Below are 21,370 nucleotides of genomic sequence, written 5' to 3'. Positions count from 1 at the left end.
CCGACTGGAGACCAGCCCATGATCGAGTTCCGCAACGTCACCAAACGGTTCCCCGGCGGTGCACTCGCCGTCGATGACTTCAGCCTCGTGCTGCCGTCACGCAAGACCACCGTGTTCGTCGGCTCGTCCGGCTGTGGCAAGACCACCCTGCTCCGCATGATCAACCGCATGGTCGAGCCCACCTCCGGCGACGTCGAGATCGACGGGGAGAGCGTGCTCGAAGGCGACCCGGTGGCTCTGCGCCGACGCATCGGCTACGTCATGCAGAACTCCGGGCTCATGCCGCACTTCACGGTCATCGACAACGTGGCCACGGTGCTCCGGCTGACCGGGGTGAAGCGGGCTGCGGCCCACCAGCGGGCGCGCGACCTGCTCGACACGGTCGGCCTCGACCAGGCGCTCGCCGAGCGCTACCCGAGTCAGCTCTCCGGCGGCCAGCAGCAGCGTGTGGGTGTCGCCCGCGGACTCGCCGCCGATCCGAACATCCTGCTCATGGACGAGCCCTTCGGCGCAGTCGACCCCATCGTGCGGGCCGACCTGCAACAGGAGACCCTGCGCCTGCAGAGCGAGCTCGACAAGACCGTCGTCTTCGTCACGCACGACATCGACGAGGCGTTCCTGCTCGGCGACCAGGTCGTCATCCTCGACAAGGGCGCGCGCATCGTGCAGGTCGGCAGTCCGAGCGAGATCATCGAGAACCCGGCGGACGACTTCGTCTCCGCGTTCATCGGAGCCGATCGCGGTCGCCGCGCCCTGCACCTCAAGCAGACGCCGCGGGGCACCGTGGTGGTCGACTCGGAGGGGCGCACCCAGGGCTCGATCGTCGACGTGCCCGATGCTGTCAGCGACGCGCTCCTGAGCGAGGAGAGCGTGACGAAGGGCGCTCCGTGAACTGGATCGTCGACAACGTCGGTCTCATCCTCGAGCTGACCGCCATCCACCTGCAGCAGAGCGCGATCGCGATCGTGCTCGGCTTCCTGCTGTCGGTGCCGCTCGGGTGGGTCGCCTGGCGCTATCAACTGGTCAAAGGGCCGGTCATCGTTCTCACCGGTCTGCTCTACACGATCCCGTCACTCGCGCTGCTGATCCTGCTGCCGTCCGTCGCCGGGTATCCGGCCCGCAGCCCGATCAACCTCATCATCGGTCTCACCATCTACGCGGTCGCGATCCTGGTCCGTGCGGTCTCCGACGGCCTCGACTCGGTCGATCCCGCCATCCGGCAGTCGGCCACCGCGATGGGCTACGGCGGGTTCCGCCGGTTCTGGACCGTCGACTTCCCGCTCGCCGGACCCGTCGTGCTCGCCGGGCTGCGTGTGGCGGCCGTCAGCACGATCTCCCTCGCCACCGTCGGCATCCTGGTGGGTGTGACGAACCTCGGCTACCTCTTCGAGAACGGTCTGCAGCGCCGCATCCTCGCGGAGGTGTTCGCGGGCGTCATCGCGGTCGTGGTGATCGCCCTGGTGATCGATCTGCTGCTCCTGCTCCTCGGCCGCGCGCTGATGCCGTGGACGCGCGCCGCCAAGACACCGTCAGCCGCACGACAGGCGGCCACGCTGAGGACCGCCGCATGAACGTGTTCACCGACGCCATCGCCTGGCTCTTCTCCCCCGACCGGTGGGAGGGGCCGTACTCGCTGCCGATCCTGTTCGGCCAGCACATGTACTACACGCTGATCTCGGTGCTGATCGCTGCCATCATCGCGGTGCCGATCGGATGGCTCATCGGCCACACCGGCCGCGGCCGCGAGATCGCCGTCGCTGTTTCCGGCGCGGCTCGCGCGATCCCGTCCTTCGGACTCCTCGTGCTGCTCGTGCTGCTGCTCGGTGTGCTCCGCATCCCCGAAGCCGCGATCATCACGTTCGTGCTGCTGGCCATTCCCTCGCTCCTCGCGGGCGCCTACACCGGCCTCGAGGCCATCGACCGCCGTGTGCTCGACTCGGCGCGCGCGATGGGGATGACCGAGTGGCAGGTGTTCTGGAAGGTCGAGGTGCGCCTCGGGCTCCCCCTCCTGGTCGGCGGCATCCGCGCGGCCCTCCTGCAGGTGATCGCCACGGTCACGATCGCCGCCTACGTGAACCTCGGTGGTCTCGGCTGGCCGATCATCCAGGGCATCCCCCTGCGCAAGTTCGACCAGGTGCTCGGCGGTGCGATCCTCGTGGCCATCCTCGCGCTGGCGGTCGACCTGATCTTCGCCCTCCTCCAGCACGCCGCCGTCCCCGCCGGGGTGCGAGCGCCGACCACGACCCGCCGGTCGCGTACCGCTGCAGCCTCACCCGCGCCGGCCACCGCCTGACACGTTCACAGCCCCTCACCGTCCCACAGCACCCATCCCGTTGTCCCAGAGAAGAGGAACTCCCCATGTTCACAGCACGTAAGTCACGACTCGCCCTCGCCGGTGGCGCCGCGCTCGCCGCGGTGCTCGTCCTCGGCGGGTGCGCCAGCAGCAACCCGCTCGACGCTCCGACCGATGACGCGGGCTCCGGCGGCGACACGATCGTCGTCGGCTCCCAGGCCTACTACTCGAACGAGATCATCGCCGAGATCTACGCGCAGGCCCTCGAAGGCGCGGGGTTCGACGTCAAGCGCGAGTTCAACATCGGACAGCGCGACGCTTACATGCCCGACGTCGAGTCCGGCGCGATCGACGTGTTCCCGGAGTACACGGGCAACCTGCTCGAGTACCTCGACGACAGCGCGACCGCCACCAGCCCGGAAGACGTCTATGCCGCGCTGCAGGACGCGCTGCCCGACAGCCTGACCGCTCTCGACTACGCCGAGGCCTCGGACCAGGACACCTACACGGTGCTCAAGAGCTTCGCCGAGGAGAACGGCCTCACCTCGATCGGTGACCTCTCGAAGGTGACCACCCCGGTCACGATCGGTGCGGCACCGGAGTTCGAGCAGCGCCCGTACGGGCCCGCGGCCGCCAAGGAGGTCTACGGCGTCGACCTGGCGTTCTCGGCGACCGGCCCGACCACGCTGGAGTCGCTGCTGGCCGGCGAGATCCAGGTCGCGGACATCTACTCGGCCGACCCCGCGTTCCAGACCGAAGACATCGTCGCGCTCGAAGACCCGGAGAACATCATCCTTGCCTCGAACGTCGTGCCGATCGTCTCGAGCGACGTCGCCGACGAGGTCGCCGACGTGATCAACGCCATCAGCGCCAAGCTCACCGCCGAAGAGCTCGTCGGTCTGAACGTGCAGAGCACGGTCGACCAGAAGTCGGCGAGCGACATCGCCGAGGCCTGGCTGACCGACAACGACCTCATCTGAGTCGGATCACAGGAGCGCCCGGACCTTCAGGGGTCCGGGCGCTTCGTCGTCGGGCGAGGGTCAGATGCGGGCATCCTGTTTCGGCACCAGCACCTGCTTGATGATGATGAGGATCGAAGCGGTGACGGGCACGGCCACGAGCGCCCCGAGGAGGCCGAGCAGCGTGCCACCGGCGAGGGCGCCGATCACGACCAGCGACCCCGGGACCGCGACCGCCCGGTTCATCACTCGCGGCGTCAGCACGTAGGCCTCGATCTGCATGTAGATGAGGTAGATCGCTGCGAAGATCAGCGCCGCGATCGGGTTGGTGAAGAGTGCGAGCCCGGTGCCGATGATCCAGAACAGCACCGATCCGACCAGCGGGATCAGAGTGACGCAGAACGCGATCGTCGCCATCAGTGGGGGGAAGGGCAGACCCAGGATGGAGTAGAGGGTCAGGGCGAGGATCGCGTTGCAGAAGGCCAGCACCACCATCCCCATCACGTAGCCGCCCACCGAGTCCGTGATCTGTTCGGTGATGTCGCTCGCACGAGCGCGGTCGCGGGCCGGTGCCAGACGCAGCAGACCCTGCTTCATGCCGGGCAGGGTCGCGAGGAAGTAGAGCGTGAGCACGAGCACGACGATGGCGCCCGAGATGCCGGTCGCGATCGACGCGCCGACCGCGAGAGCGCCGCCGCCGATCGTCGCGAGATTGCCGAAGTCGGTCAGGAACTTCTGGACCTCGGCGACCAGATCCTGGAACTGATCGCCGAACTGCGCGTCGAGCGTGGCGTAGATGTCGCTGCGGGTGAAGTCCTGGATCATCCCGGGGACGGAGCGGACGAAGCTCGCGATCTGCTCGACGACGATCGGGATGATCATCCACAGCACGACGGCGAACACGAGGATGAGCGCGAGGATCGTGATGACGACGGAGATCGAGCGGGAGAGGCCGCGACGCTCGAGGAACCGTACGGCCGGGTCGAGTCCGAGCGCGCCGAAGAGGGCGAGCGCGATGTAGATGAGCACGGTGGACAGGCTCGTCAGGGCGAGGCCGATCACCAGCGCGCCGAGTCCGCCGAGCGTCACGAGGAAGCCGAAGACGAACGGACGGTCGATGCGCGTCCAGAACGAGCGACTCGGCGTCATCGGCTCGATGACCACGGGGCGCGCTGCGCCGGTCGCGGCGGGCTCTGCGGTGGGAGAGTCGGCGCTCGCGACTGCGGCGTCGGTGCGCGGTGCTTTCCGGGCGGGCGCGGTGTCATCGAGGGGAGTGGGCGCCGGCGACTCTTCGTTGCTCATGTGCTCACGATAGCGGTGCCGCGGGTCGGAATCCGGGTGTTCGACGGCTCTAGAGTAGGGGCATGACCGCCGCCGAGGACCCGAAGGCCGAACTGCTCCGACTTCGCGCCACCATCGACAACATCGACGCCGCACTCATCTTCATGCTGGCCGAACGCTTCCGTGCGACCCAGCAGGTGGGGCAGCTGAAAGCGGAGCACGAGATGCCGGCGTCCGACCCGAATCGGGAGGAGCAGCAGGTCGCCCGTCTGCGCGCTCTCGCAGAGGAGGCGCATCTCGACCCCGAGTTCGCGGAGAAGTGGTTCAACTTCGTGGTGGCGGAGGTCATCCGCCACCACACGGAAGCGGCGGAGAGCCGCTGAGAGAGGTGCCGGACGGGCGACGGTGTGTGCAGCACTCGCCCGTCCGGAGCTTTTGTGGGATTCATCGACCAACTAAGTTCAATGAATAAACTTACGGAGAGACTACGGATCACGCCACGATCTGTCAACCGCTCGCCACGGGCGAGCTCCGGAACGGACGCACATGCTGAGCACGGATGAGGGCCTGGACACCCAAGCGTCGGTGCGGCGCGCGAACCTCCGGCGCGCGCTGCAACTCGTCTTCCGCAACCCGGGCACCCAGACGCGCGCGGGGATCGCGAGAGCGACGGGTCTGACCGCAGCCACGGCGTCATCCCTCGTCGCCGAGCTCATCGAGAACCGACTGATCGTCGAAGGGGAGCAGGCCGCGAGCACCGGTGGCAAGCGGGCGACCACGCTGAGCGTCGATGCGAGTCACCACCTGATCCTCGTCCTGGTGATCCAACCCCTGCACGCATACATCGCCCTCGTGGCGCTCGACGGTACCGAGGTCGACGTCCGTCGCGCGGACTACACCCCCGAGACCCGTGACCGCGCACTCGACGACGCCGTGGCCGCGGTGGCCGCCGAGTTCGGACCGCGGGTGCTCGCTGCGGGGATCCAGCTCCCCGGCACGACGGACGGGCGCTCGGTGCTCGAGAGCGTGCAGCTCAAGTGGGAGGACGTGCCTCTCGCCGAGAGGTTCGAACGTGTGCTGGGGGCGCCCGTGCTGCTCGTCAACGACGTCGACGCCGAGGCCGTCGCCGAAGCCGGGATGGAGGAATCCCCGTCCGGATACCGGCTCTTCATCCACCTCGGCGGCGGCGTGGGCGCCGCGGTGACCCTGAACGGCGAACTCGCGCCCGGTCCACGCGATCGCGCCGGCGAGATCGGGCACGTGCAAGTCGTCTTCGGTGAGGCGGCGCGTGTCTGCCGGTGCGGACAGCGCGGCTGTCTCGAGTCCGCGGCAGCCTTGGGCGCGATGATCGGGGACGAGTTCACCGATGCGATGGACGCATCCGAGATCCGTGCTCTCGCCGCCCGCGCGGACGAGCGCCATCTCGACGAGGGGGCCCGCGCGCTCGCGAGGGCCGTCAAGCTCATCAGCGCACTGCTCGACCCGACCGAGGTCGTGATCGGCGGACCGGCGACCGAGCTCGGGCCGCGCTTCCTCGACCGGGTTCGCCGCGAGACGGAGTACCCCTCCCGCGGCACGGCGCAGGTCCCGGTCCGCTACGCGGATCCTCGGGTGTCGCTCGCGGCCGGCGCCGCTCAGGCCGCGCTCACGTCGGCGCTCGGCGTGCGCTGGAACCCGGAGCAGCTGCGCGCCGCATCCGCATCGAGCCTCTGAACGCCCCTCGATGTCAGCGTCGTCGGTCTCCCCGCACCGCGAGGGCGATCGCGGCGCCGGTGATGAGGCACAGCGGACGGTAGATGCGCCGATCGAGCTCGACGAATCGGCGATCGGGACCCGGCCGCCCGAGAAGTGCGGTCACTCGAGCCCCGTCCATCGTGCCGCGGAGGAGGAACGCCAGGGCCGCCGCCACGCGGGCGGCTTTGGCGAGCGTGTGAGTTCCCCCTGCGCCGGCGATGATCGCGCTCCCGGTGAGCATTCCTCCACCGACCACGAGGCATGCGCCGGCTGAAGGCATCTCGTCGCTGCCGATGACCTGTCGCGCCAGCCGCTTCCGGCTCGACGCCGGCCAGGACGCGCCGGAGGCCCACAGCAGATGGATGGCTCCGATGGTGCCGAGTGATGTGGTCGCGACGACCTGACCGATCCGTCCGAGAGGAGTCATGTCCCCATTCTCCTCTTCCGCGGGTGAGCAGCCGTCAGCCGCCGAACTCCGCGCGCAGGATCATCTGACTGTGGTTCCTGTTGCAGGTGTCGGTGATCGGGTCGAGCAGGTTGGTCTCGGACAGCCAGGCGCCGGGAGCCGACTTCTCACCCTGCATCGCGGCCAGAACCTCGGCGAACGAGTCGGCCATCCCCGTATCGGATGCCTTCACGAGCGACTCGAGTTCCACCGCGGCCGCTTCGACGCGGGTCTTCCACTCCGTCTCGTCGAACGCCTGGTAGGTCGTGTATCCGGCGTCGGCGTTCCACAGCGCGCTGTAGACGTTCCCGAACGCCTCGCACTCGGCTGTGATCTTCTCATCACGGACGAACTCCGCCGTGGAGAAGTGCGGTGTCGCAGTCCACTCGACACCCTCGGGGACCCAGATCGTGAAGGTCGGTCCCGTGGCCTCGGTGATCGGCCAGACCAGGGAGGTGGTGCCGTCACACGTGCCGCGGAGGGGAGCCTGTCCGAGCGCCATCGAGTCACCGAGCTCGGCGTGGAAGAGTCCGCCGCCGGCGCACTCGATGTCGATCGTCACCGAGCGCATGCCTTCCTGCAGGGGGAAGTCGATGCCGGGGTACGGGGCGGTCGGCCCGGTGCCGGTGACCGCGGGGCCGTTCATGATCAGCTCGACGGTGGTCGAACCCGAGGGTGTCGGTGTCGCTGCGGGCGCGGGCTCGATCGCGGTGCATCCGACCAGCACGATCGCGAGGGCTGCGAAGACGGAAACTCCGCTTGTCGCTTTCTTCATCCCCGATGCCCCTCTCGCCGTGAAGGATGCCCCTCTCGCCGCGACCGATGTCCCCCTCGCCGCGACCGATGTCCCTCTCGTTGTGACCGATGTCCCTCACGCCGTGACCGATGTCCCTCACGCCGTGAAGGAGTTCTCACGGAATGAAGGAGCGGAATCCACATGCACTCCTTCATACCGTGAGAATTCCTTCATTCCGGGAGGCCCCGTCCGGGAGGCCCCGTCCGGGAGGACCGCTTCGGACGGGACCGCTTCGCGGGGGCTCCTACTTCACGCTGCCGGCGGTGAGGCCTCCGACGAGGCGCTTCTCGATGAGCATGAACAGGATGACCACGGGCAGGATCGCGACGATCGAGACTCCGAACACGTACTGCCAGCTGGTCTCGTACTGACCGACGAACTTGGTGAGCGCGACGGAGAGCGGCTGGTTCTTGTCGGTCGAGAGGATCACGAGCGAGGCCGCGAATTCGTTCCAGCAGGCGACGAACGTGAACACGATCGCCGTGACGATGCCCGGCCACACGAGCGGCAGGTTGATCTTGAAGAGCACGGTGAAGCGTCCGGCGCCGTCGATCTGGGCGGCTTCGTCGACCTCCTTGGGGATGCCGGCGAAGAAGGAGTGCATGATCCACACCGCGAACGACAGGTTGAACGCGGCGTTGATGAAGATCATGGCGGCCCAGGTGTCGCCGAGCCCGAGGGTCGTGAACTGCCGGAACAGGCCCGAGGTGAGCACCGCGGGCTGCAGCATCTGCGTGATGATGACCAGGAACAGGAACACCATGCGGCCGGGGAACTTGAACCGGGCGGTGTAGTACGCGGCAGGCAGGGCGACCAGCAGCACGAGCAGCGTCGCGAACACGGCGATGATGATCGTCGAGATCAGGTTGTACGGCAGCGGCGTCTCGGGGGTGGACCACATGGTGATGTAGTTCTCCCAGTGCCACTCCGTCGGCAGATACGTGGGGTCGACGGAGCGGATCTGCGGCTTCGTCTTCACCGAGCCGAAGAACATGATCAGGTACGGCAGCACGAAGATCGCGAGAACGAGGAACCCGGCCACGGTGCGGAGGATGACACGGGGCAGCGTGACCTGGTCTTCGGTGTAGCGGCGCTTGCGGCCGGGGATGCGCGGTGCGGGCGAGGAGCCGGCGGTGGTCACGAGGGCGGTCTCGGTCACGGTCATGATCAGACCTCCTTCATGGGCTTGACGATCTTCACGTACGCCGCGACGATCACGATGACGATGAGGAAGGCGACGACGGAGAGCGCGCTGGCGACATCCACCTTCTTCTGCAGTTCGATGTACTTGAAGATCAGCGTCATGATCGTGTCGGCGCCGTAACCGGGGATCGAGCCGGTCATCACCTTCAGGATCGGCAGCGAGTTGAACACGTTGATGATGTTGATCAGGACGGCGACCGCCAGCGCGCTGCGCAGCTGCGGCAGGACGATCGACCAGTAGGTGCGGGCGGGGCCGGCTCCGTCCATCTTCGCCGCCTCGATCGCGTCGGCCGGGACGGACTGCAGGCCCGCGAGGATGGTGTAGGTCGTGAAGGGCAGCGACACGAAGATCGCGATCACGATCGACCAGGCGAACGCCGTCGCGGGGTTCTTCGTCCACCCGTATCCGACGGCATCGTCCGAGAGCCCGATGTCGTAGAGGAACTTGTTGAAGATGCCGAAGTACGGCTCGAGGCTGTAGTAGAACACCATCGTCGTCATGACGACCGACGCCGCCCACGGGACGATGACGGCCATGCGCACGAGCTGGCGTCCGGGGAAGGCCTTGTTCAGGATCTGCGCGAGTCCGAGCGAGATGACGACCGTGAACAGCACGACCGAGACGACCCAGACGATCGTGCGGAAGAAGATCGGCCAGAACTCGGCGAACGTGAAGACGGTGACGAAGTTGTCGAAGCCGACGGATCCCTTGTCGAGGCCGGACAGGGAGATGTCGCGCGTCGAGTTGAAGAACATCACCCCGGCGGGGAAGAAGACCACGCCGATGATGAGCAGCAGTGCGGGGGCGATCCAGGGCAGCGCCTGGAGGAGATCCTTTCCACCCGGCCTGCCGCGAAGGGCATCCGGGGTCTTCCGGGTGCGGGGGCGGCCGGTGGCCGCCCCCGCGAGGTTCGAGGACTCTGTCTTCTGGCTCATTCGGGTACCCGAACCTCTCCTGTCAGCGGGCTCAGCCCGCGTCGACCTGCGCCTGGATCTCGGTCAGCACGTCCTGTGCCGGCTTCGTCTGAAGCTGGCCGAACAGCGACTTGAACGCACCGTCGGCGGCGGACCACTTCGGGTTGGTCGACGGGTAGAACTGGGCGTCGGGCAGCACGTCGAGGAACGGCTTGAGAGCCTCCTCGCCGGAGAGCTGCTCGGCACCGGACTTGGTGACGGGGAGGAAGCCCTCGGCCTGCACCCACGGCACGTAGACGTCTGCCGAGTAGTAGTAGTCGAAGAACTTGGTGATCGCTTCCTTCTTGTCATCGTCGTTCTGGAACGCCATCAGCTGGTCCATGACGCCGAGCGTGAACGGCGAGCCGTCCTTCGTCGGGATCGGGACGATGGAGTAGTCCAGGTCCGGGTTGCCCTCGGCGATCTGGCCGACCGTCGGCGGGAGGCCGACCTGCATGCCGATCTTGCCCTGGATGAAGATGTCCATCAGCGGAGAACGCTGCGTCGAGCCGGGGTCGGCCTGCGTCGCGCCGGCGTCGATCATCTTCTTGATCTGCTCGGCACCCACGAGGTTCTCCGGGGTGTCGATCGTGATCTCGGACGCATCGCCGAACGATCCGCCGCCACCCCACAGCCACACGGCCGCCTCGGCCTGTGCCTCTTCGGACCCGAGCGGCATCCCGTAACCGGCGACGCCGCCGCCGAGCGCGGACACCTTGGTCGCGGCATCCAGCAGCGAGTCCCAGTCGGTCGGAGCCTCGACACTGGCCTGGTCGAGCAGGGCGTTGTTGACGAACAGGGCGCGGGCGGATGCGATCAGCGGCAGAGCGTACGCGGTGCCGTCGACCTCGGCGTTCTTCAGGAACGAGTCCTGGAAGTCGGAGTAGGTCTCCTCCGAGACGACGTCCTTCACGGGGTAGAGCAGCTCGTCGCCGACGAACCCGGCGAACGGACCGCCGTTGTAGATGTCCGGTGCCTCGCCGGCCTGGATCTTGGTGGAGACGACCTTCTCGAGGTTGTCCCACGACTGCACCTCGAGCTTGACCTTGATGTCGGGGTTGGCCTTCTCGAACCCGTCGATCACCGTCTCCCAGTTCGCCTTGGTGCCGTCGGAGTAGCTCGGGACGAGGAGGTCGAGAGTGGTCGAACCGTCTCCGCCTCCGCTGTCTCCGGACGATCCGCCGAACCCGCACGAAGCGAGCGAGAGCGTGGCGACGGCCGCAATGGCGGCGGCGCCGAACCGCAGTGACTTCTTCATGTGTATTGCATTCCTCACTGTGAGAGTCCCTCCCTGGCGGCGGGCCGCTTCGGGAGGGGGTGTGGTGCACAGTCGCAAGCACATCACGCGACAGTGCGTGGTGACCGCTTCGCCGGATGGCATCGCGATCGTTCAAGCCGGGGCTCGGGGTTCTCGGCATCGATGGGATCGACGTCGAGGCGTTGGAACTTTTCCGATTATTTGTCAAGGGAACAAACAAATCAAGCAGAACCTGGAGTTGATGTTCCTTTGCGCCATACTATGATCGGATCAAGCCTCAAACAATCACAAGTACGCAACTTCTCGCCAGAAAGGCACCCCGATGACTGCATCACTGCCCGGCGCGCACATGCGCGAAGAGCTCCACTCCCAGCCGCAGACCTGGGCCACGGCCGCAGACCTGAAGGCCGAGCAGGGCCTGCTTCCCGCCGCCGGTGCGCGCGTCGCGGTCGTCGGCTGCGGCACGTCGTGGTTCATGGCGCAGTCGTACGCCGCTCTCCGCGAGACCGCCGGGCAGGGCGAGACCGATGCGTTCGCCGCCTCGGAGGCCTTCATCGACCGCGGCTACGACGCGGTCGTCGCCCTCACCCGCTCCGGCACGACCACCGAGGTGCTCGAGCTCGTCGAGCGCGTCAAGGGGCGCATCCCGACGATCGGCGTGATCGGCGACCCGACCTCCCCTCTCGTCTCCCTCGTCGACGAGGCGGTCCTGCTCCCGTTCGCGGACGAGCAGTCGGTGGTGCAGACGCGCTTCGCGACGACGGCGCTCGCGCTGTTCCGCGCCTCGCTCGGTGAAGACCTCACCGGAGCGATCGCCGACGCGACCGCCGTGCTGGCCGAGCCCGGCGACGACGAGCTGCGCGACGCGGAGCAGTACACGTTCCTCGGGCGGGGATGGACGATCGGTCTCGCGCATGAGGCCGCCCTCAAGCTGCGCGAGTCGTCGCAGTCGTGGACCGAGGCGTACCCGTCGATGGACTACCGGCACGGCCCGATCGCGATCGCGGCGCCCGGACGCGTGACGTGGCAGTTCGGCACGGCCCCGGAGGGACTCTCCGCTCAGGTGGAGGCCACCGGCGCCCGGTTCGAGCAGCGGGGGATCGACCCGCTCGCCGACCTCGTGCGCCTGCACCGCACGGCTCTCGACCGTGCCGTCGTGCGGGGGCTCGACCCCGATCAGCCCCGCAACCTCACGCGATCCGTCATCCTGGATGCATGACGCACGCCGCCGGAGCCGACCATGACCCGAGCTGACGGGGCCGACGCCGTTCCCGACGTCGTGCGCGACGCCACCGGCGAGGCGCTCGCGGCCGTGCGGACGCTCGGCGCGGGGGCGCCGGTGCTGGCGTTCGACGTCGGCGGCACCGACATCAAGTCGGCGCTGTTCGATGCGAATGGCTCCGCCCTCGGACTCCGTCGTACGCCCACGCCGATCGCGGACGGCGACCGCACCCAGGTGCTGCTCGAACGTCTCGAGGTGCTCGCGGAGGAGCTGCGTGCCGCGCATCCCGACGTGGTGCCCCAGGCGGTGGGGCTCGTCGTTCCGGGAATCGTCGATGCGGAAGCGGGGCTCGGGGTGTTCGCGAGCAACCTCGGCTGGCACGACTCCCCCTTGCGTGACCTCGCTGCCGAACGCCTCGGTCTGCCGGTGGGGTTCGACCATGACGTCCGCGCGGCGAGCTGGGCGGAGCGTCGCCTCGGCGGTGCCCGCGACTACGCCGACGCGGTCGTGCTCGTGATCGGCACGGGGATCGCCGGGGCGCTGCTGATCGGCGGGATCCCCCACACGGCCGGCGGGTACGCGGGGGAGATCGGTCACTCGCCGATCGCCGACGGCCCGATCTGCGCCTGCGGAGCGCGGGGATGTCTGGAAGCCGTCGCCTCCGCCGGGGCGATCGCCCGACGCTACCGTGAGGCGACCGGCGTCACCCCCGACGGCGCGAAGGATGTGATCGCCCGAGCTGCGGCCGGAGACGAGGTCGCCGCGGAGATCTGGGATTCCGCCCTCGATGCGCTGACGATGTCGCTCGCACAGCTCACCGCCGTGGTCGCTCCCGAGGCCGTGGTCATCGGCGGCGGGCTCTCGCGCGCCGGCGGTGCCCTCTTCGACGAGCTGCGCACACGCCTGGCTGCACGCCTCAGCTTCCACCGCCTTCCCGTCCTCGTGCCCGCCGAGCTCTCCGGGAACGCCGGTCTGCTCGGCGCCGGCCTGCGTGCCAGGGAGCTCACGTGATCCTGACCGTCACCCCGAACCCCGCTCTCGACCTCACCTGGCGGGTCGACCGCCTCATCGAAGGCGGCACGCACCGTGCAGACGCGGGTGCGGCCCGAGCGGGAGGCAAGGGGCTCAACGTGGCACGCGTGGCCCACGCCGAGGGGGCGGATGTCCTCGCCGTCACCACGACGGGCGGAAGGGTCGGTCAGGAGTTCGCGGCCGAACTCCGCGGCAGCGGCGTTCCGCACGCCCTGGTGCCCGTCGTCGCAGAGACCCGACGCAGCATCGCCGTGGTCGACGAGTCGCTCGGCGACACCACGATCATCAACGAGCGCGGCAGCAACCCGACCGACCCCGAGTGGGCCGCCCTGCTCGCCGAAGTCGTCGAGCGGCTCCCCGGAACACGGGTGCTGGTCGTCTCCGGGAGCGTGCCACCCGGCGCCCCGGATTCCCTGCTCCCCATGCTCATCGCGGTGGGGAGGGACGCCGGTGTGCCGGTCATCGTCGACACGTCCGGTCCCGCGCTCCTCCGGGCGGCGGACGCCGGTGCCACCGTGCTCAAGCCCAACGCGGCAGAACTCGTCGAGGCCACCGGCATCACGGATCCGGTGGCGGGTGCGCGGTCGCTGATCGCCCGCGGCACCGAGCTCGTGCTGCTCTCGCTCGGCGCGGAGGGGATGCTCGCCGTCACGGCATCCGCGCTCGTGCACGCGCGCCTCGACGAACCCCTCGCCGGCAACCCGACCGGGGCCGGTGACGCGGGTGTCGCCGCCTGCGCCGTGCTGTACGCCGAAGGCGTGCGCGATCCCGAGCAGATCCTGCGCCGGGCGACCGCGTGGTCCGCCGCCGCGGTGCTGACACCCCTCGCCGGGGACATCTCGCCCCGCTGGACTGAGCTCGAACGGCAGCTCCTCCTCTCGTATCCCGACTCCGCTTCGTTCCGGAAGGACCCTTCGTGACCCTCGTCTCCGCTCGCGACCTCGTCTCTGCGGCTGCTGCCGCCGGGACCGGCATCGGCGCCTTCAACGTGATCCACCTCGAGACGGCCGAGGGGTTGGTGCGCGCCGCCGCGCTCGCTCAGCTGCCCGTCATCCTTCAGATCTCGCAGAACTGCGCCGACTACCACGGCGGGCTCGAGCCCATCGCACTGGCCACGCTCGCCGTGGCCCGGCGCGCCGAGACCCCCGTGGCGGTGCACCTCGACCATGCCGAGCGGCCGGAACTGGTCGACGAAGCCATCGCGCTCGGCTTCGGGTCGGTCATGTTCGACGGCGGTGCGCTGCCCTACGACGACAACGTGGCACTCACCGCCGCCGTCGCCGCTCGTGCTCATGCGGCCGGTGTGTACGTCGAAGGCGAGCTCGGCGAGGTGGGCGGCAAGGACGGTGCCCATGCGCCGGGTGTGCGCACGGACCCCGACGAGGCGCGGGCCTTCGTCGCCGCGACCGGGGTGGATGCGCTCGCGGTGGCGGTCGGATCCTCGCACGCGATGACCGATCGCACGGCCTCGCTGGACCTCGAACTGATCGGTCGCCTGCATGAGGCGCTGTCCGTTCCCCTGGTCCTGCACGGATCGTCCGGAGTCGCGGATGCCGTGATCGCCGAAGCCGTGCGTACGGGGATGACCAAGATCAACGTCTCGACGCACCTGAACGGGTTCTTCACCCGCGCGGTGCGCGAGAAGCTCGGGGCGGATGAGCGGCTGGTCGACTCGCGCAAGTACCTCGCCCCCGCCCGCGACGCACTCGCGGAGGAGGCTGCGCGGATGCTCCGGCTGTTCGCGCTGCAACCCGTCGGCGCGGTGTCCTGATGAAACGCGCTGCCCGGCTGAACGCGATCCTCGATCTCCTCGCCGCGAGCGGAGAGGTCACGGTCGACGAGCTCGTGGAACGGTTCGGCGCGTCGTCGGCCACGACCCGGCGCGACCTCGACACGCTCGCCGAGCAGCGTCTGCTCACTCGTACGCACGGTGGTGCCGTGGCGCAGACCGTCGCCTACGAGCTGCCCATCCGGTACAAGAGCCATCTGCGCACGCACGAGAAGGCCAGCATCGCTCAGGTCGCGGCCGGTCTCGTCGCGCCCGGCATGGTGGTCGGCCTCTCGGGCGGCACGACCACGACGGCCATCGCCGCCGCGCTCGCCGCCCGCGACGACCTGTCGGGGAACGGCGGCATCACGGTCGTGACGAACGCCGTGAACATCGCCGCCCAGCTCGCCACGCGGCCCGACATCAAGGTGGTCGTGACCGGCGGGGTCATCCATTCGCGCAGCTACGAACTCGTCGGGCCGTTCGTCGAGCAGCTCCTCCGGGGGGTGCGCCTCGACATCGCGTTCATCGGCGTGAACGGGATGGACGCGGTCGCCGGTGCGACCACGCAGGACGAGCGCGAGGCCGCGGTGAACCGGATGATGGCCGAGCGTGCCCGCCGCGCGGTCGTGGTGACCGACGCCAGCAAGCTCGGCGTGGAGGCCTTCTCGAGCGTCGGCGGCGTCGACCTCTTCCCGACCGTCATCACAGACGCGGGGGCCGATGCCGAAGCGCTCGCCGGCCTGCGTGCCGCCGGGTACGCGGTGCTGGTCGCCTGAACCCCGGACACCCTGAGGGCCCCGACGTCCCCAGATCGTCGAGGCCCCTTGAGGGTGTCGCGGCGGTGTGCCGCGTCATCCTCGAGCAGATGGTGTCCGTGTCGTGTTTCACGCTCCCCAGCGCGCATGATTCCCCAGATCCGACTGCGCCTCCCTCGCGCCTCTCCCTTCGAGGCCCTTCGCATGGCACCTTCCGAAGAACAGGAGCACGCGGCGTCCGTTCTGATACACCGATTGGAGAAAAAGGTCAGAATCCATCGCCGTGGCACTGGAACGGCGCGGTGTGGCCGGTGTCGAGGGCGGCCCGCGTGAGCGCATCGGCGGGAGCCGCGCCGGCGGAGAGACCGGTGTGCACGGCGCTCAGCAGTTCTCCGGCGACGTCATCCGGGACCGCCACGGGCGCGGCGATGACGCAGTCGGCACCCGCGTGGAGCCAGACGCGGGTCATGCCCAACGCCTCCTCGCCCCAGCGCACCGAGGAGCGGCCGAGTTCGCACGCCGACAGGATCACCGTCGCGGGGACGCGTGGGATCAGGTCGACGTCGTAGCCGAAGAGGGTGCCGTCGACGAGCTCGAACCCCGAGAACAGGGGGTTGTCCACCGCGTGCCGACCGTGCGCGGCGATGTGCAGCACGTCGGTGCGCGCCGCGAGTTCGGTCACGGCCGCGACGGTCGCCTCCGCTCCTTCCAGGATGTCCGGCGTCCGGTCTGCGCTGCGCCAGGCTGCCGCTGCCCGCGACACCTCATCTCCTGCCCGAGCGACCCGGGGCCCGGCGGCGAAACCGATCGACCGCGGAGGAGAATCGCCACGTGCGGGTCCGGCCAGCAGGCGCGACACCGACGTCGCGAGCGTGAACGGTACGCCGATCATGCCGGGCAGCATCGCCCACGGCACCCCGGCGAGGGCACCCGGCACGGTGATCGCCAGCCGATCCGCGGGAGGCGCCGCCCGAAGCAGGGGAGCGAGCACCTCCGCATCGAGGAGTGCCAGGCGGGAGGCGAGCGCCCGCTCCGTCACCGCCCCCATCAGCCCGCCCCGAGTGAGCGCGGCCATGTCGAGGTCGGCGCGGAGACCGTCGAGCGCCGCCTCCACGCGTGTCCAGGCCAGGTCGACGACCGTGGCTCCCGAAGACGCCACGACGATGCCGTGCAGGGTGGAACCCGTGAACACATAGGAGAGCACCGTGGTGCCGGGGGCGAGTCGCGCTGTCGCCTCCGCGAGGTCGAGTCGTTCGCGGGTGCCGCCGGACCCGGTCATGGTCCACTGGCGTTCTCGCACCCGGTCGCGCAGGGCCCGCACCCTGGCATCCCTGGTCCAGTCGACGCCGGCGAGCTCGGCGCGCAGCATCCGCAGTTCCGCCAGATCGACGGCGAGGGATTCGTCATGCGGAGGCCGGACCGGTGCGACCTGCTGGCTGAGGTGTCGTGCGCGTTCCGACCACTCGAACAGAGTCTCCGGTTCTTTCAGTCTCGCCGCGGCGGAGAGCCCCGCGAACATCAGGTCGCTGCCGTGCATGCCCACCGACGCCTGCAGGTCGAGCGCACCGAAAGACTGCTGCCAGGTGGTGAGGAGGTCGAGTCCGGCCGCGGCAGCACGCAGAGCCTCCCGGTCGCGTCCGGCCGAGGTGGCTCGCGCTGCGCGCACTTCCTGGGCGCGCAGGCGGAGCGGGGTCGGAGCGTTCTCGTCGAGCCGGGGCAGGCGCCCGCGGCCGTCTCGGCGGGCACTCAGCCGCAGACCGGTCGCCTCGGTGCGGAATCCTGCACGGTCGAGAGCCTTCGCGACGCGGTCGAACTCGTCCGCATCGATCGCGCGATGCGGGTGGGCGCGCTGCCCTGCTTCCAGCCGTACGGCGTCGGCGCGGGCCGCCCATCCGTGGTTCGCGAGCGCGGTGAAGCGCCGCGCCGCGGTCCGGGCCGCCCGTTCCGCGGCGGCGGGGTCGTGGCGCAGCAGCGAGCGGGCGAGATGGAACTCGGCCTCGCCTCTGGCCTGCCTCATCCGCTGCGCCCCGAACTCGGCGGCGACCTGGGCGAGCAGCGCCTCCGCCTCGGTGGTGAGCCCCGCATCGCGGAGCACCTCGGCACGATCCAGGTCACTGATCGCCGCGGCGAGGTCGCTGATCGCCGCGAGTTTCGGACGTGAACGGGTCATCTGCGTGAGGGCGGTGACGAGGTCGCCTCCGAGGAGTGCCGCGTAGCCGAGGTTGTGCCGGGCCTCGGCGAGCGGCCCCTCGTCGTCGTTCGCCTCGTACACCGCGACGGCGCGACGCAGGTCCTCGACGCACGTCTCCAGCTCGCGCTGCTGCATCCGCACGACGGAGCGGTTCAGCAGGCAGTTCGCGAGCTCGGTCGTCTCGTCGCCGATCGCCGTCAACGTGTCGATCGCGCGGGTGAGCATGGCCTCCGCCTCCGCGAGTCGGCCGCCGTGCATGAGGAGCGTGCCGAGTTGACCGCTGAGCACCGCGATCGTCTCGGGGCGGAGCCCGGAGCGCCCCAGGGCGTTCCGGCACAGCTGCTCGGCCGCCGCGGGCTGTCCCTTCTGGGCGAGGACGTACGCCACCGTGCCGTCGATCCGTGCGCGCAGGTCGGGGTCGTCGGTGCGCGCCGAGGCGGTTTCGAGCGCGCGCCGCGCCTGTGTGAACCTCCTCGCGTTCGCCGCCTCGACGCCACGTCGGTGCAGCTCGATCGCGGACAGGGGCATCGCTCCAGAATGCCCTGCCCGGGGGCCGTCTCGCTACGGATGTCGGGAGAGCCGGCCGCACATCAGTGACGGATGTCGGGAGAACGGACGGATGTCGGACGTGCGACGGCGTGTCGTCCTGCCATCCGTGAATCGCCCCGACATCCGTACCGCGAGGCGGTGCGGGCGGCGCGGGCGGTGCGGCCCGGGGCGCGTCAGTGCGGGTCGACGGGAGTCGGGAGGGACTTCAGGACGGCGGCGACGGCCTTCGCGGCGACGCCCGGCGTGACGCCCCCGATCGGTACGCTGCCCAGCTGTGCGGCGATGCGCCCCGCGACGTACGGCGCCGAGAACGACGTTCCGCTCCACACCGCGAACCCGCCCCGGTAGTCGTCGGGGTCGATCGTCTCCCGGCGAAGGCCGTCGACATCCGCGCGGGAGGCCGCCTGGGTGCCGCCGACGAACGCGGGTGAGGTGCTGACCACGGCGGCACCGGGCGCATAGGCCTGCACCCACGGCCCGATGTTCGAGAACAACGCCACCGATTGTGCGGAAGGATTCAGCGCCCCGACCGACACGAGCGGTGCATTCTGGTCCGAGGGGATGCCGTTGTCCGCGCCCGGCCAGGGCCAGAGCGATGCGGGGAAGGAGGGGCGGTCGATCGCGTCGTTGCCCGCGGAGCAGACGACCACGCAGCCGAGTTCCCGGGCTTTGGCGAGCAGCTGGAACAGGGTGAGGCTGAACAGGCCGTCGGTCGGTGTCTCGTGGTAGTAGCTGAGCGAGAGGTTGAGGACGTCGATCGGGAAGCCGGTCTTCGGGTCGGCGCGATGGCGGCTGAGGAGCGTGACGACCTGCGCGATCGTCTCCAGCAGGGTGCTCTCGTCGATCACGCCGAGAGCACCGGCCACGCGGATCGACAGGATGTCGGCGTCCGGCGCGGTCTGTCGCACGAGTCCCGCGATGAAGGTGCCGTGCCCTGCGACCGCGTCGATCTCGCCGTCGAGCTGCCCGTAGAGGTCGGGGTAGCGTTCCGGGTCGGCATCGTCCGTGAGTCCCACCGGCACACCGTCGAGGTCGATCGTGCGGGTGACGATGTCGGCGGGAAGCCAGGCATGCTCTCCGCATCCGGTGTCGAGCACCGCGACCACGGGTCGGCGCCCGCGTTTCGGGGAGGCACCGCGCACGGGCGCCGGGCCCAGCCAGGTCACCGGCTGTCGTGCCCCTCGCCCCGGCTCGAGGTAGTCATCGCTGCCTCCGGCCGCGCCCGCGCCCCGGATCGGGTTGGTGCGGGTGAACGGGTTCGTCCGCGTGAAGGGGTTGGTGCGGGTGAACGGATTGAGCCCGACCGGGTCGATCGACAGCACATGATCGAGGCTGGTGCGCGGCATCGTCGAGCGGGACATGCGGCGGGCGCGCTGGAGCACCCGCCAGGCGTCGGGTGCCACGGGTGATTCGCCGCGGACCGGTTCGTCGGGAGTCCGCAGTCGTGCGCGCAGGAAGCCGGGAACGCCCGGAACCAGTTCGCCGTCGATCGCCGAGCGGCTGCCGTCCTCGATCTCGAGTTGCCAGCCGAAGGTGTCCGCCGCGTCACGCAGCGTGCGCACCTCGCGGTCGTAGGCCTCATCGTCTCCGAGCGCGCGGGTGATCAGCAGTCGCTCGGGCAGGTAGGCCGTCGGATAGGCGCGGATCCCGTCCACCGGCTCCGTGCTCGGATCGAGTGCCGTGCCCCGGCGGATCGATCCCTCTGCGCGGTCCTGCCAGGTCCATCCCTTGGGCTGCTCCATCGTCATCCTCTCGGTGCGGGTCTCCCCGCGGCATCATCGACGGGCGGTGCCCGCGGTCACAGTTCGAACTGCGGGGTCGCGAGCGTACGCGTCTCGTCCCCGATCTGGGTCGTCAGCCGCACGCGCGTGAGCCCGGGCGGCACCTCGTCGAACACGAAGCGCCCCGTCTCCTCGGGCGCGGTCGATCGGGTCCGTTCACCCTGGGTCAGCACGATCTCCGCTGCCGCGGTGTCGACCCACCCGTCGACGCGGCGCCGACCGGAAGCCGTCCGTGTGACGTGCAGCAGGATGCTCGTCGAGCCGTCGCTGAACTGCAGGGTCAGCGCATCGGCCCCGCCGCGCACCGCGCTGAGCTCCCCTTCGACCAGGGTGAGCAGCGCGTATTCGCGGTTCAGGCCGTCGGCGGCGACCGCGGCGACCATGCGGTCGATCAGTCCCGCCGGCATCGGATCGACCTCGCTCCACAGTGTGCGGAGTCGGGCGAACATCTGGGCGTCCTCGTGCTCGGTCATGCGAGTCCCCCTGTCTGCGCCGCCGGTGGCGCGTCCAGCAGGGCGCGCAGCTTGGCCAGGCACCGGTTCCGTGTGGGGCCGATGCTGCCGATGGGCATGGCGAGGTCGCCGGCGATCCGGGCGTAGTCGGGTCGGTCTTCGAAGGCGATCACGCGCAGCAGCTTCTGACAGCGCTCGTTGAGTCGGCGCACGGCCGACCAGAGCCGACGGTTCTCATCGCCGCGCGCCGCGTGCTCTTCGGCAGACGCCTGCTCGGGAAGAAGGGTGTCGAGGTCGTCGGTGTCGGTGGTGTCGACGCGTCCGTGCGCTTTCGCGACCTTCCAGGCTTCGCGCCGGGCGGTGGTGGTCAGCCAGGCGGAGACGGCGCGGGGGTCGCTGATCGATTCATGCCCGCGCACCAGCTGCAGCCAGGTCGTCTGCACGACATCTTCCGCGAGCGTGCGTTCGAGCCCGTACGCCCGCACCACGTGCCACAGCACGGGTGTCATGAGATGTACGAGCTCGTCCATGGCGCGACTGCTGCCCTCGCGCCATGCATCGAACAGGTTCGCGGCGCGCTCCCATCGGGAGAGCCCGTCGTCCGAGGCAGGATCGAGCGCAGCGCCGGGTGCACCGTCGATCATGAAGCCCATTGTGATCACACCTACCAGGAGCACGGCAAGGGCTTTCTGAT

21 protein-coding genes are annotated in these 21,370 nt (G+C 69.5%); 11 read left to right on the top strand and 10 right to left on the bottom strand.

Annotation, left to right across the window (positions count from 1 at the left end; all coding sequences use genetic code 11):
- The first annotated feature begins 18 nt into the window (after positions 1 to 18).
- From ACLF6J_RS10480 to ACLF6J_RS10465, 4 genes are all read left to right on the top strand, one after another.
- Complete coding sequence (locus ACLF6J_RS10480) at positions 19 to 891, top strand: ABC transporter ATP-binding protein (RefSeq protein WP_047521744.1); 873 nt, start codon at positions 19 to 21, stop codon at positions 889 to 891.
- Positions 888 to 1,571 (top strand): ABC transporter permease, encoded by a 684-nt coding sequence (locus ACLF6J_RS10475; protein ID WP_134352644.1) that lies wholly within the window; start codon positions 888 to 890, stop codon positions 1,569 to 1,571. Before ACLF6J_RS10480 ends, ACLF6J_RS10475 begins: the two co-directional genes overlap by 4 nt.
- A complete protein-coding gene (locus tag ACLF6J_RS10470; protein WP_134352645.1) occupies positions 1,568 to 2,293 on the top strand; it encodes an ABC transporter permease in 726 nt (241 codons plus the stop codon). Before ACLF6J_RS10475 ends, ACLF6J_RS10470 begins: the two co-directional genes overlap by 4 nt.
- 65 nt (positions 2,294 to 2,358) lie before the next feature.
- Positions 2,359 to 3,273 (top strand): ABC transporter substrate-binding protein, encoded by a 915-nt coding sequence (locus tag ACLF6J_RS10465; protein ID WP_134352646.1) that lies wholly within the window; start codon positions 2,359 to 2,361, stop codon positions 3,271 to 3,273.
- Positions 3,274 to 3,333: 60 nt separating this feature from the next.
- Here ACLF6J_RS10465 and ACLF6J_RS10460 read toward each other — a convergent pair whose 3' ends face one another.
- Positions 3,334 to 4,554: an AI-2E family transporter gene (locus tag ACLF6J_RS10460; protein WP_134352647.1), complete on the bottom strand. Its 1,221-nt coding sequence runs from the start codon at positions 4,552 to 4,554 to the stop codon at positions 3,334 to 3,336.
- A 62-nt stretch (positions 4,555 to 4,616) separates the two neighbouring features.
- Here ACLF6J_RS10460 and ACLF6J_RS10455 point away from each other — a divergent pair, with 62 nt between their 5' ends.
- Together ACLF6J_RS10455 and ACLF6J_RS10450 are read left to right on the top strand one after the other, a co-directional pair.
- Positions 4,617 to 4,916, top strand: coding sequence for a chorismate mutase (locus tag ACLF6J_RS10455; RefSeq protein WP_047521753.1), 300 nt, complete (start codon positions 4,617 to 4,619; stop codon positions 4,914 to 4,916).
- Between the two features lie 163 nt (positions 4,917 to 5,079).
- The gene (locus ACLF6J_RS10450) at positions 5,080 to 6,246 is read left to right on the top strand and encodes an ROK family protein (RefSeq protein WP_134352648.1); all 1,167 of its coding nucleotides are present in this window, start codon (positions 5,080 to 5,082) and stop codon (positions 6,244 to 6,246) included.
- Positions 6,247 to 6,259: 13 nt separating this feature from the next.
- Here ACLF6J_RS10450 and ACLF6J_RS10445 read toward each other — a convergent pair whose 3' ends face one another.
- The 5 genes from ACLF6J_RS10445 to ACLF6J_RS10425 form a co-directional block, all read right to left on the bottom strand.
- Positions 6,260 to 6,694, bottom strand: coding sequence for a DUF3995 domain-containing protein (locus ACLF6J_RS10445; RefSeq protein ID WP_134352649.1), 435 nt, complete (start codon positions 6,692 to 6,694; stop codon positions 6,260 to 6,262).
- Positions 6,695 to 6,728: 34 nt separating this feature from the next.
- Positions 6,729 to 7,487, bottom strand: a complete 759-nt coding sequence (locus ACLF6J_RS10440) for a hypothetical protein (RefSeq protein WP_134352650.1) — start codon at positions 7,485 to 7,487, stop codon at positions 6,729 to 6,731.
- A 265-nt stretch (positions 7,488 to 7,752) separates the two neighbouring features.
- A complete protein-coding gene (locus ACLF6J_RS10435; RefSeq protein WP_194239318.1) occupies positions 7,753 to 8,673 on the bottom strand; it encodes a carbohydrate ABC transporter permease in 921 nt (306 codons plus the stop codon).
- A gap of 2 nt (positions 8,674 to 8,675) precedes the next feature.
- A complete protein-coding gene (locus tag ACLF6J_RS10430) occupies positions 8,676 to 9,647 on the bottom strand; it encodes a carbohydrate ABC transporter permease (RefSeq protein ID WP_134352651.1) in 972 nt (323 codons plus the stop codon).
- A gap of 31 nt (positions 9,648 to 9,678) precedes the next feature.
- Positions 9,679 to 10,923, bottom strand: a complete 1,245-nt coding sequence (locus ACLF6J_RS10425) for an extracellular solute-binding protein (RefSeq protein ID WP_134352652.1) — start codon at positions 10,921 to 10,923, stop codon at positions 9,679 to 9,681.
- A gap of 322 nt (positions 10,924 to 11,245) precedes the next feature.
- On the opposite strand from ACLF6J_RS10425, the gene ACLF6J_RS10420 reads away from it, so the two are divergent.
- Genes ACLF6J_RS10420 through ACLF6J_RS10400 form a run of 5 tightly spaced genes read left to right on the top strand, consistent with a single transcriptional unit; the run spans position 11,246 to position 15,724 of the window.
- A complete protein-coding gene (locus tag ACLF6J_RS10420; RefSeq protein WP_134352653.1) occupies positions 11,246 to 12,142 on the top strand; it encodes an SIS domain-containing protein in 897 nt (298 codons plus the stop codon).
- Positions 12,143 to 12,163: 21 nt separating this feature from the next.
- Positions 12,164 to 13,156 (top strand): ROK family protein, encoded by a 993-nt coding sequence (locus tag ACLF6J_RS10415; RefSeq protein ID WP_134352654.1) that lies wholly within the window; start codon positions 12,164 to 12,166, stop codon positions 13,154 to 13,156.
- Positions 13,153 to 14,097 (top strand): 1-phosphofructokinase family hexose kinase, encoded by a 945-nt coding sequence (locus tag ACLF6J_RS10410; protein ID WP_134352655.1) that lies wholly within the window; start codon positions 13,153 to 13,155, stop codon positions 14,095 to 14,097. The genes ACLF6J_RS10415 and ACLF6J_RS10410 overlap by 4 nt, the downstream gene beginning before the upstream one ends.
- Positions 14,094 to 14,948: a class II fructose-bisphosphate aldolase gene (locus tag ACLF6J_RS10405; protein WP_134352656.1), complete on the top strand. Its 855-nt coding sequence runs from the start codon at positions 14,094 to 14,096 to the stop codon at positions 14,946 to 14,948. Before ACLF6J_RS10410 ends, ACLF6J_RS10405 begins: the two co-directional genes overlap by 4 nt.
- Positions 14,948 to 15,724, top strand: a complete 777-nt coding sequence (locus ACLF6J_RS10400; RefSeq protein ID WP_047521766.1) for a DeoR/GlpR family DNA-binding transcription regulator — start codon at positions 14,948 to 14,950, stop codon at positions 15,722 to 15,724. Before ACLF6J_RS10405 ends, ACLF6J_RS10400 begins: the two co-directional genes overlap by 1 nt.
- Positions 15,725 to 15,971: 247 nt before the next feature.
- Here the strand turns inward: ACLF6J_RS10400 and ACLF6J_RS10395 are convergent, their stop codons facing one another.
- The 4 genes from ACLF6J_RS10395 to ACLF6J_RS10380 form a co-directional block, all read right to left on the bottom strand.
- Positions 15,972 to 18,422 (bottom strand): CHAT domain-containing protein, encoded by a 2,451-nt coding sequence (locus tag ACLF6J_RS10395; protein WP_134352657.1) that lies wholly within the window; start codon positions 18,420 to 18,422, stop codon positions 15,972 to 15,974.
- Between the two features lie 194 nt (positions 18,423 to 18,616).
- A complete protein-coding gene (locus tag ACLF6J_RS10390; protein WP_134352658.1) occupies positions 18,617 to 20,185 on the bottom strand; it encodes a S8 family peptidase in 1,569 nt (522 codons plus the stop codon).
- Positions 20,186 to 20,241: 56 nt separating this feature from the next.
- Positions 20,242 to 20,697, bottom strand: coding sequence for a hypothetical protein (locus tag ACLF6J_RS10385; protein ID WP_134352659.1), 456 nt, complete (start codon positions 20,695 to 20,697; stop codon positions 20,242 to 20,244).
- Positions 20,694 to 21,320, bottom strand: coding sequence for an RNA polymerase sigma factor (locus ACLF6J_RS10380; protein ID WP_231555072.1), 627 nt, complete (start codon positions 21,318 to 21,320; stop codon positions 20,694 to 20,696). Before ACLF6J_RS10380 ends, ACLF6J_RS10385 begins: the two co-directional genes overlap by 4 nt.
- Positions 21,321 to 21,370 lie beyond the last annotated feature (50 nt).

It is taken from the genome of Microbacterium sp. IO18 (assembly GCF_049099505.1).
In the GTDB taxonomy this organism is placed as follows: Bacteria; Actinomycetota; Actinomycetes; order Actinomycetales; family Microbacteriaceae; genus Microbacterium; species Microbacterium aurugineum.
This window is presented reverse-complemented; position numbering and strand designations above follow the sequence as displayed.

Coding starts and splice junctions, on each gene's coding strand:
- ACLF6J_RS10480 (WP_047521744.1), top strand. CDS start 19: ATGATCGAGTTCCGCAACGTCACCAAACGGTTCCCCGGCGGTGCACTC.
- ACLF6J_RS10470 (WP_134352645.1), top strand. CDS start 1,568: ATGAACGTGTTCACCGACGCCATCGCCTGGCTCTTCTCCCCCGACCGG.
- ACLF6J_RS10465 (WP_134352646.1), top strand. CDS start 2,359: ATGTTCACAGCACGTAAGTCACGACTCGCCCTCGCCGGTGGCGCCGCG.
- ACLF6J_RS10460 (WP_134352647.1), bottom strand. CDS start 4,554: ATGAGCAACGAAGAGTCGCCGGCGCCCACTCCCCTCGATGACACCGCG.
- ACLF6J_RS10455 (WP_047521753.1), top strand. CDS start 4,617: ATGACCGCCGCCGAGGACCCGAAGGCCGAACTGCTCCGACTTCGCGCC.
- ACLF6J_RS10450 (WP_134352648.1), top strand. CDS start 5,080: ATGCTGAGCACGGATGAGGGCCTGGACACCCAAGCGTCGGTGCGGCGC.
- ACLF6J_RS10445 (WP_134352649.1), bottom strand. CDS start 6,694: ATGACTCCTCTCGGACGGATCGGTCAGGTCGTCGCGACCACATCACTC.
- ACLF6J_RS10440 (WP_134352650.1), bottom strand. CDS start 7,487: ATGAAGAAAGCGACAAGCGGAGTTTCCGTCTTCGCAGCCCTCGCGATC.
- ACLF6J_RS10435 (WP_194239318.1), bottom strand. CDS start 8,673: ATGACCGTGACCGAGACCGCCCTCGTGACCACCGCCGGCTCCTCGCCC.
- ACLF6J_RS10430 (WP_134352651.1), bottom strand. CDS start 9,647: ATGAGCCAGAAGACAGAGTCCTCGAACCTCGCGGGGGCGGCCACCGGC.
- ACLF6J_RS10425 (WP_134352652.1), bottom strand. CDS start 10,923: ATGAAGAAGTCACTGCGGTTCGGCGCCGCCGCCATTGCGGCCGTCGCC.
- ACLF6J_RS10420 (WP_134352653.1), top strand. CDS start 11,246: ATGACTGCATCACTGCCCGGCGCGCACATGCGCGAAGAGCTCCACTCC.
- ACLF6J_RS10415 (WP_134352654.1), top strand. CDS start 12,164: ATGACCCGAGCTGACGGGGCCGACGCCGTTCCCGACGTCGTGCGCGAC.
- ACLF6J_RS10400 (WP_047521766.1), top strand. CDS start 14,948: ATGAAACGCGCTGCCCGGCTGAACGCGATCCTCGATCTCCTCGCCGCG.
- ACLF6J_RS10395 (WP_134352657.1), bottom strand. CDS start 18,422: ATGCCCCTGTCCGCGATCGAGCTGCACCGACGTGGCGTCGAGGCGGCG.
- ACLF6J_RS10390 (WP_134352658.1), bottom strand. CDS start 20,185: ATGGAGCAGCCCAAGGGATGGACCTGGCAGGACCGCGCAGAGGGATCG.
- ACLF6J_RS10385 (WP_134352659.1), bottom strand. CDS start 20,697: ATGACCGAGCACGAGGACGCCCAGATGTTCGCCCGACTCCGCACACTG.
- ACLF6J_RS10380 (WP_231555072.1), bottom strand. CDS start 21,320: ATGATCGACGGTGCACCCGGCGCTGCGCTCGATCCTGCCTCGGACGAC.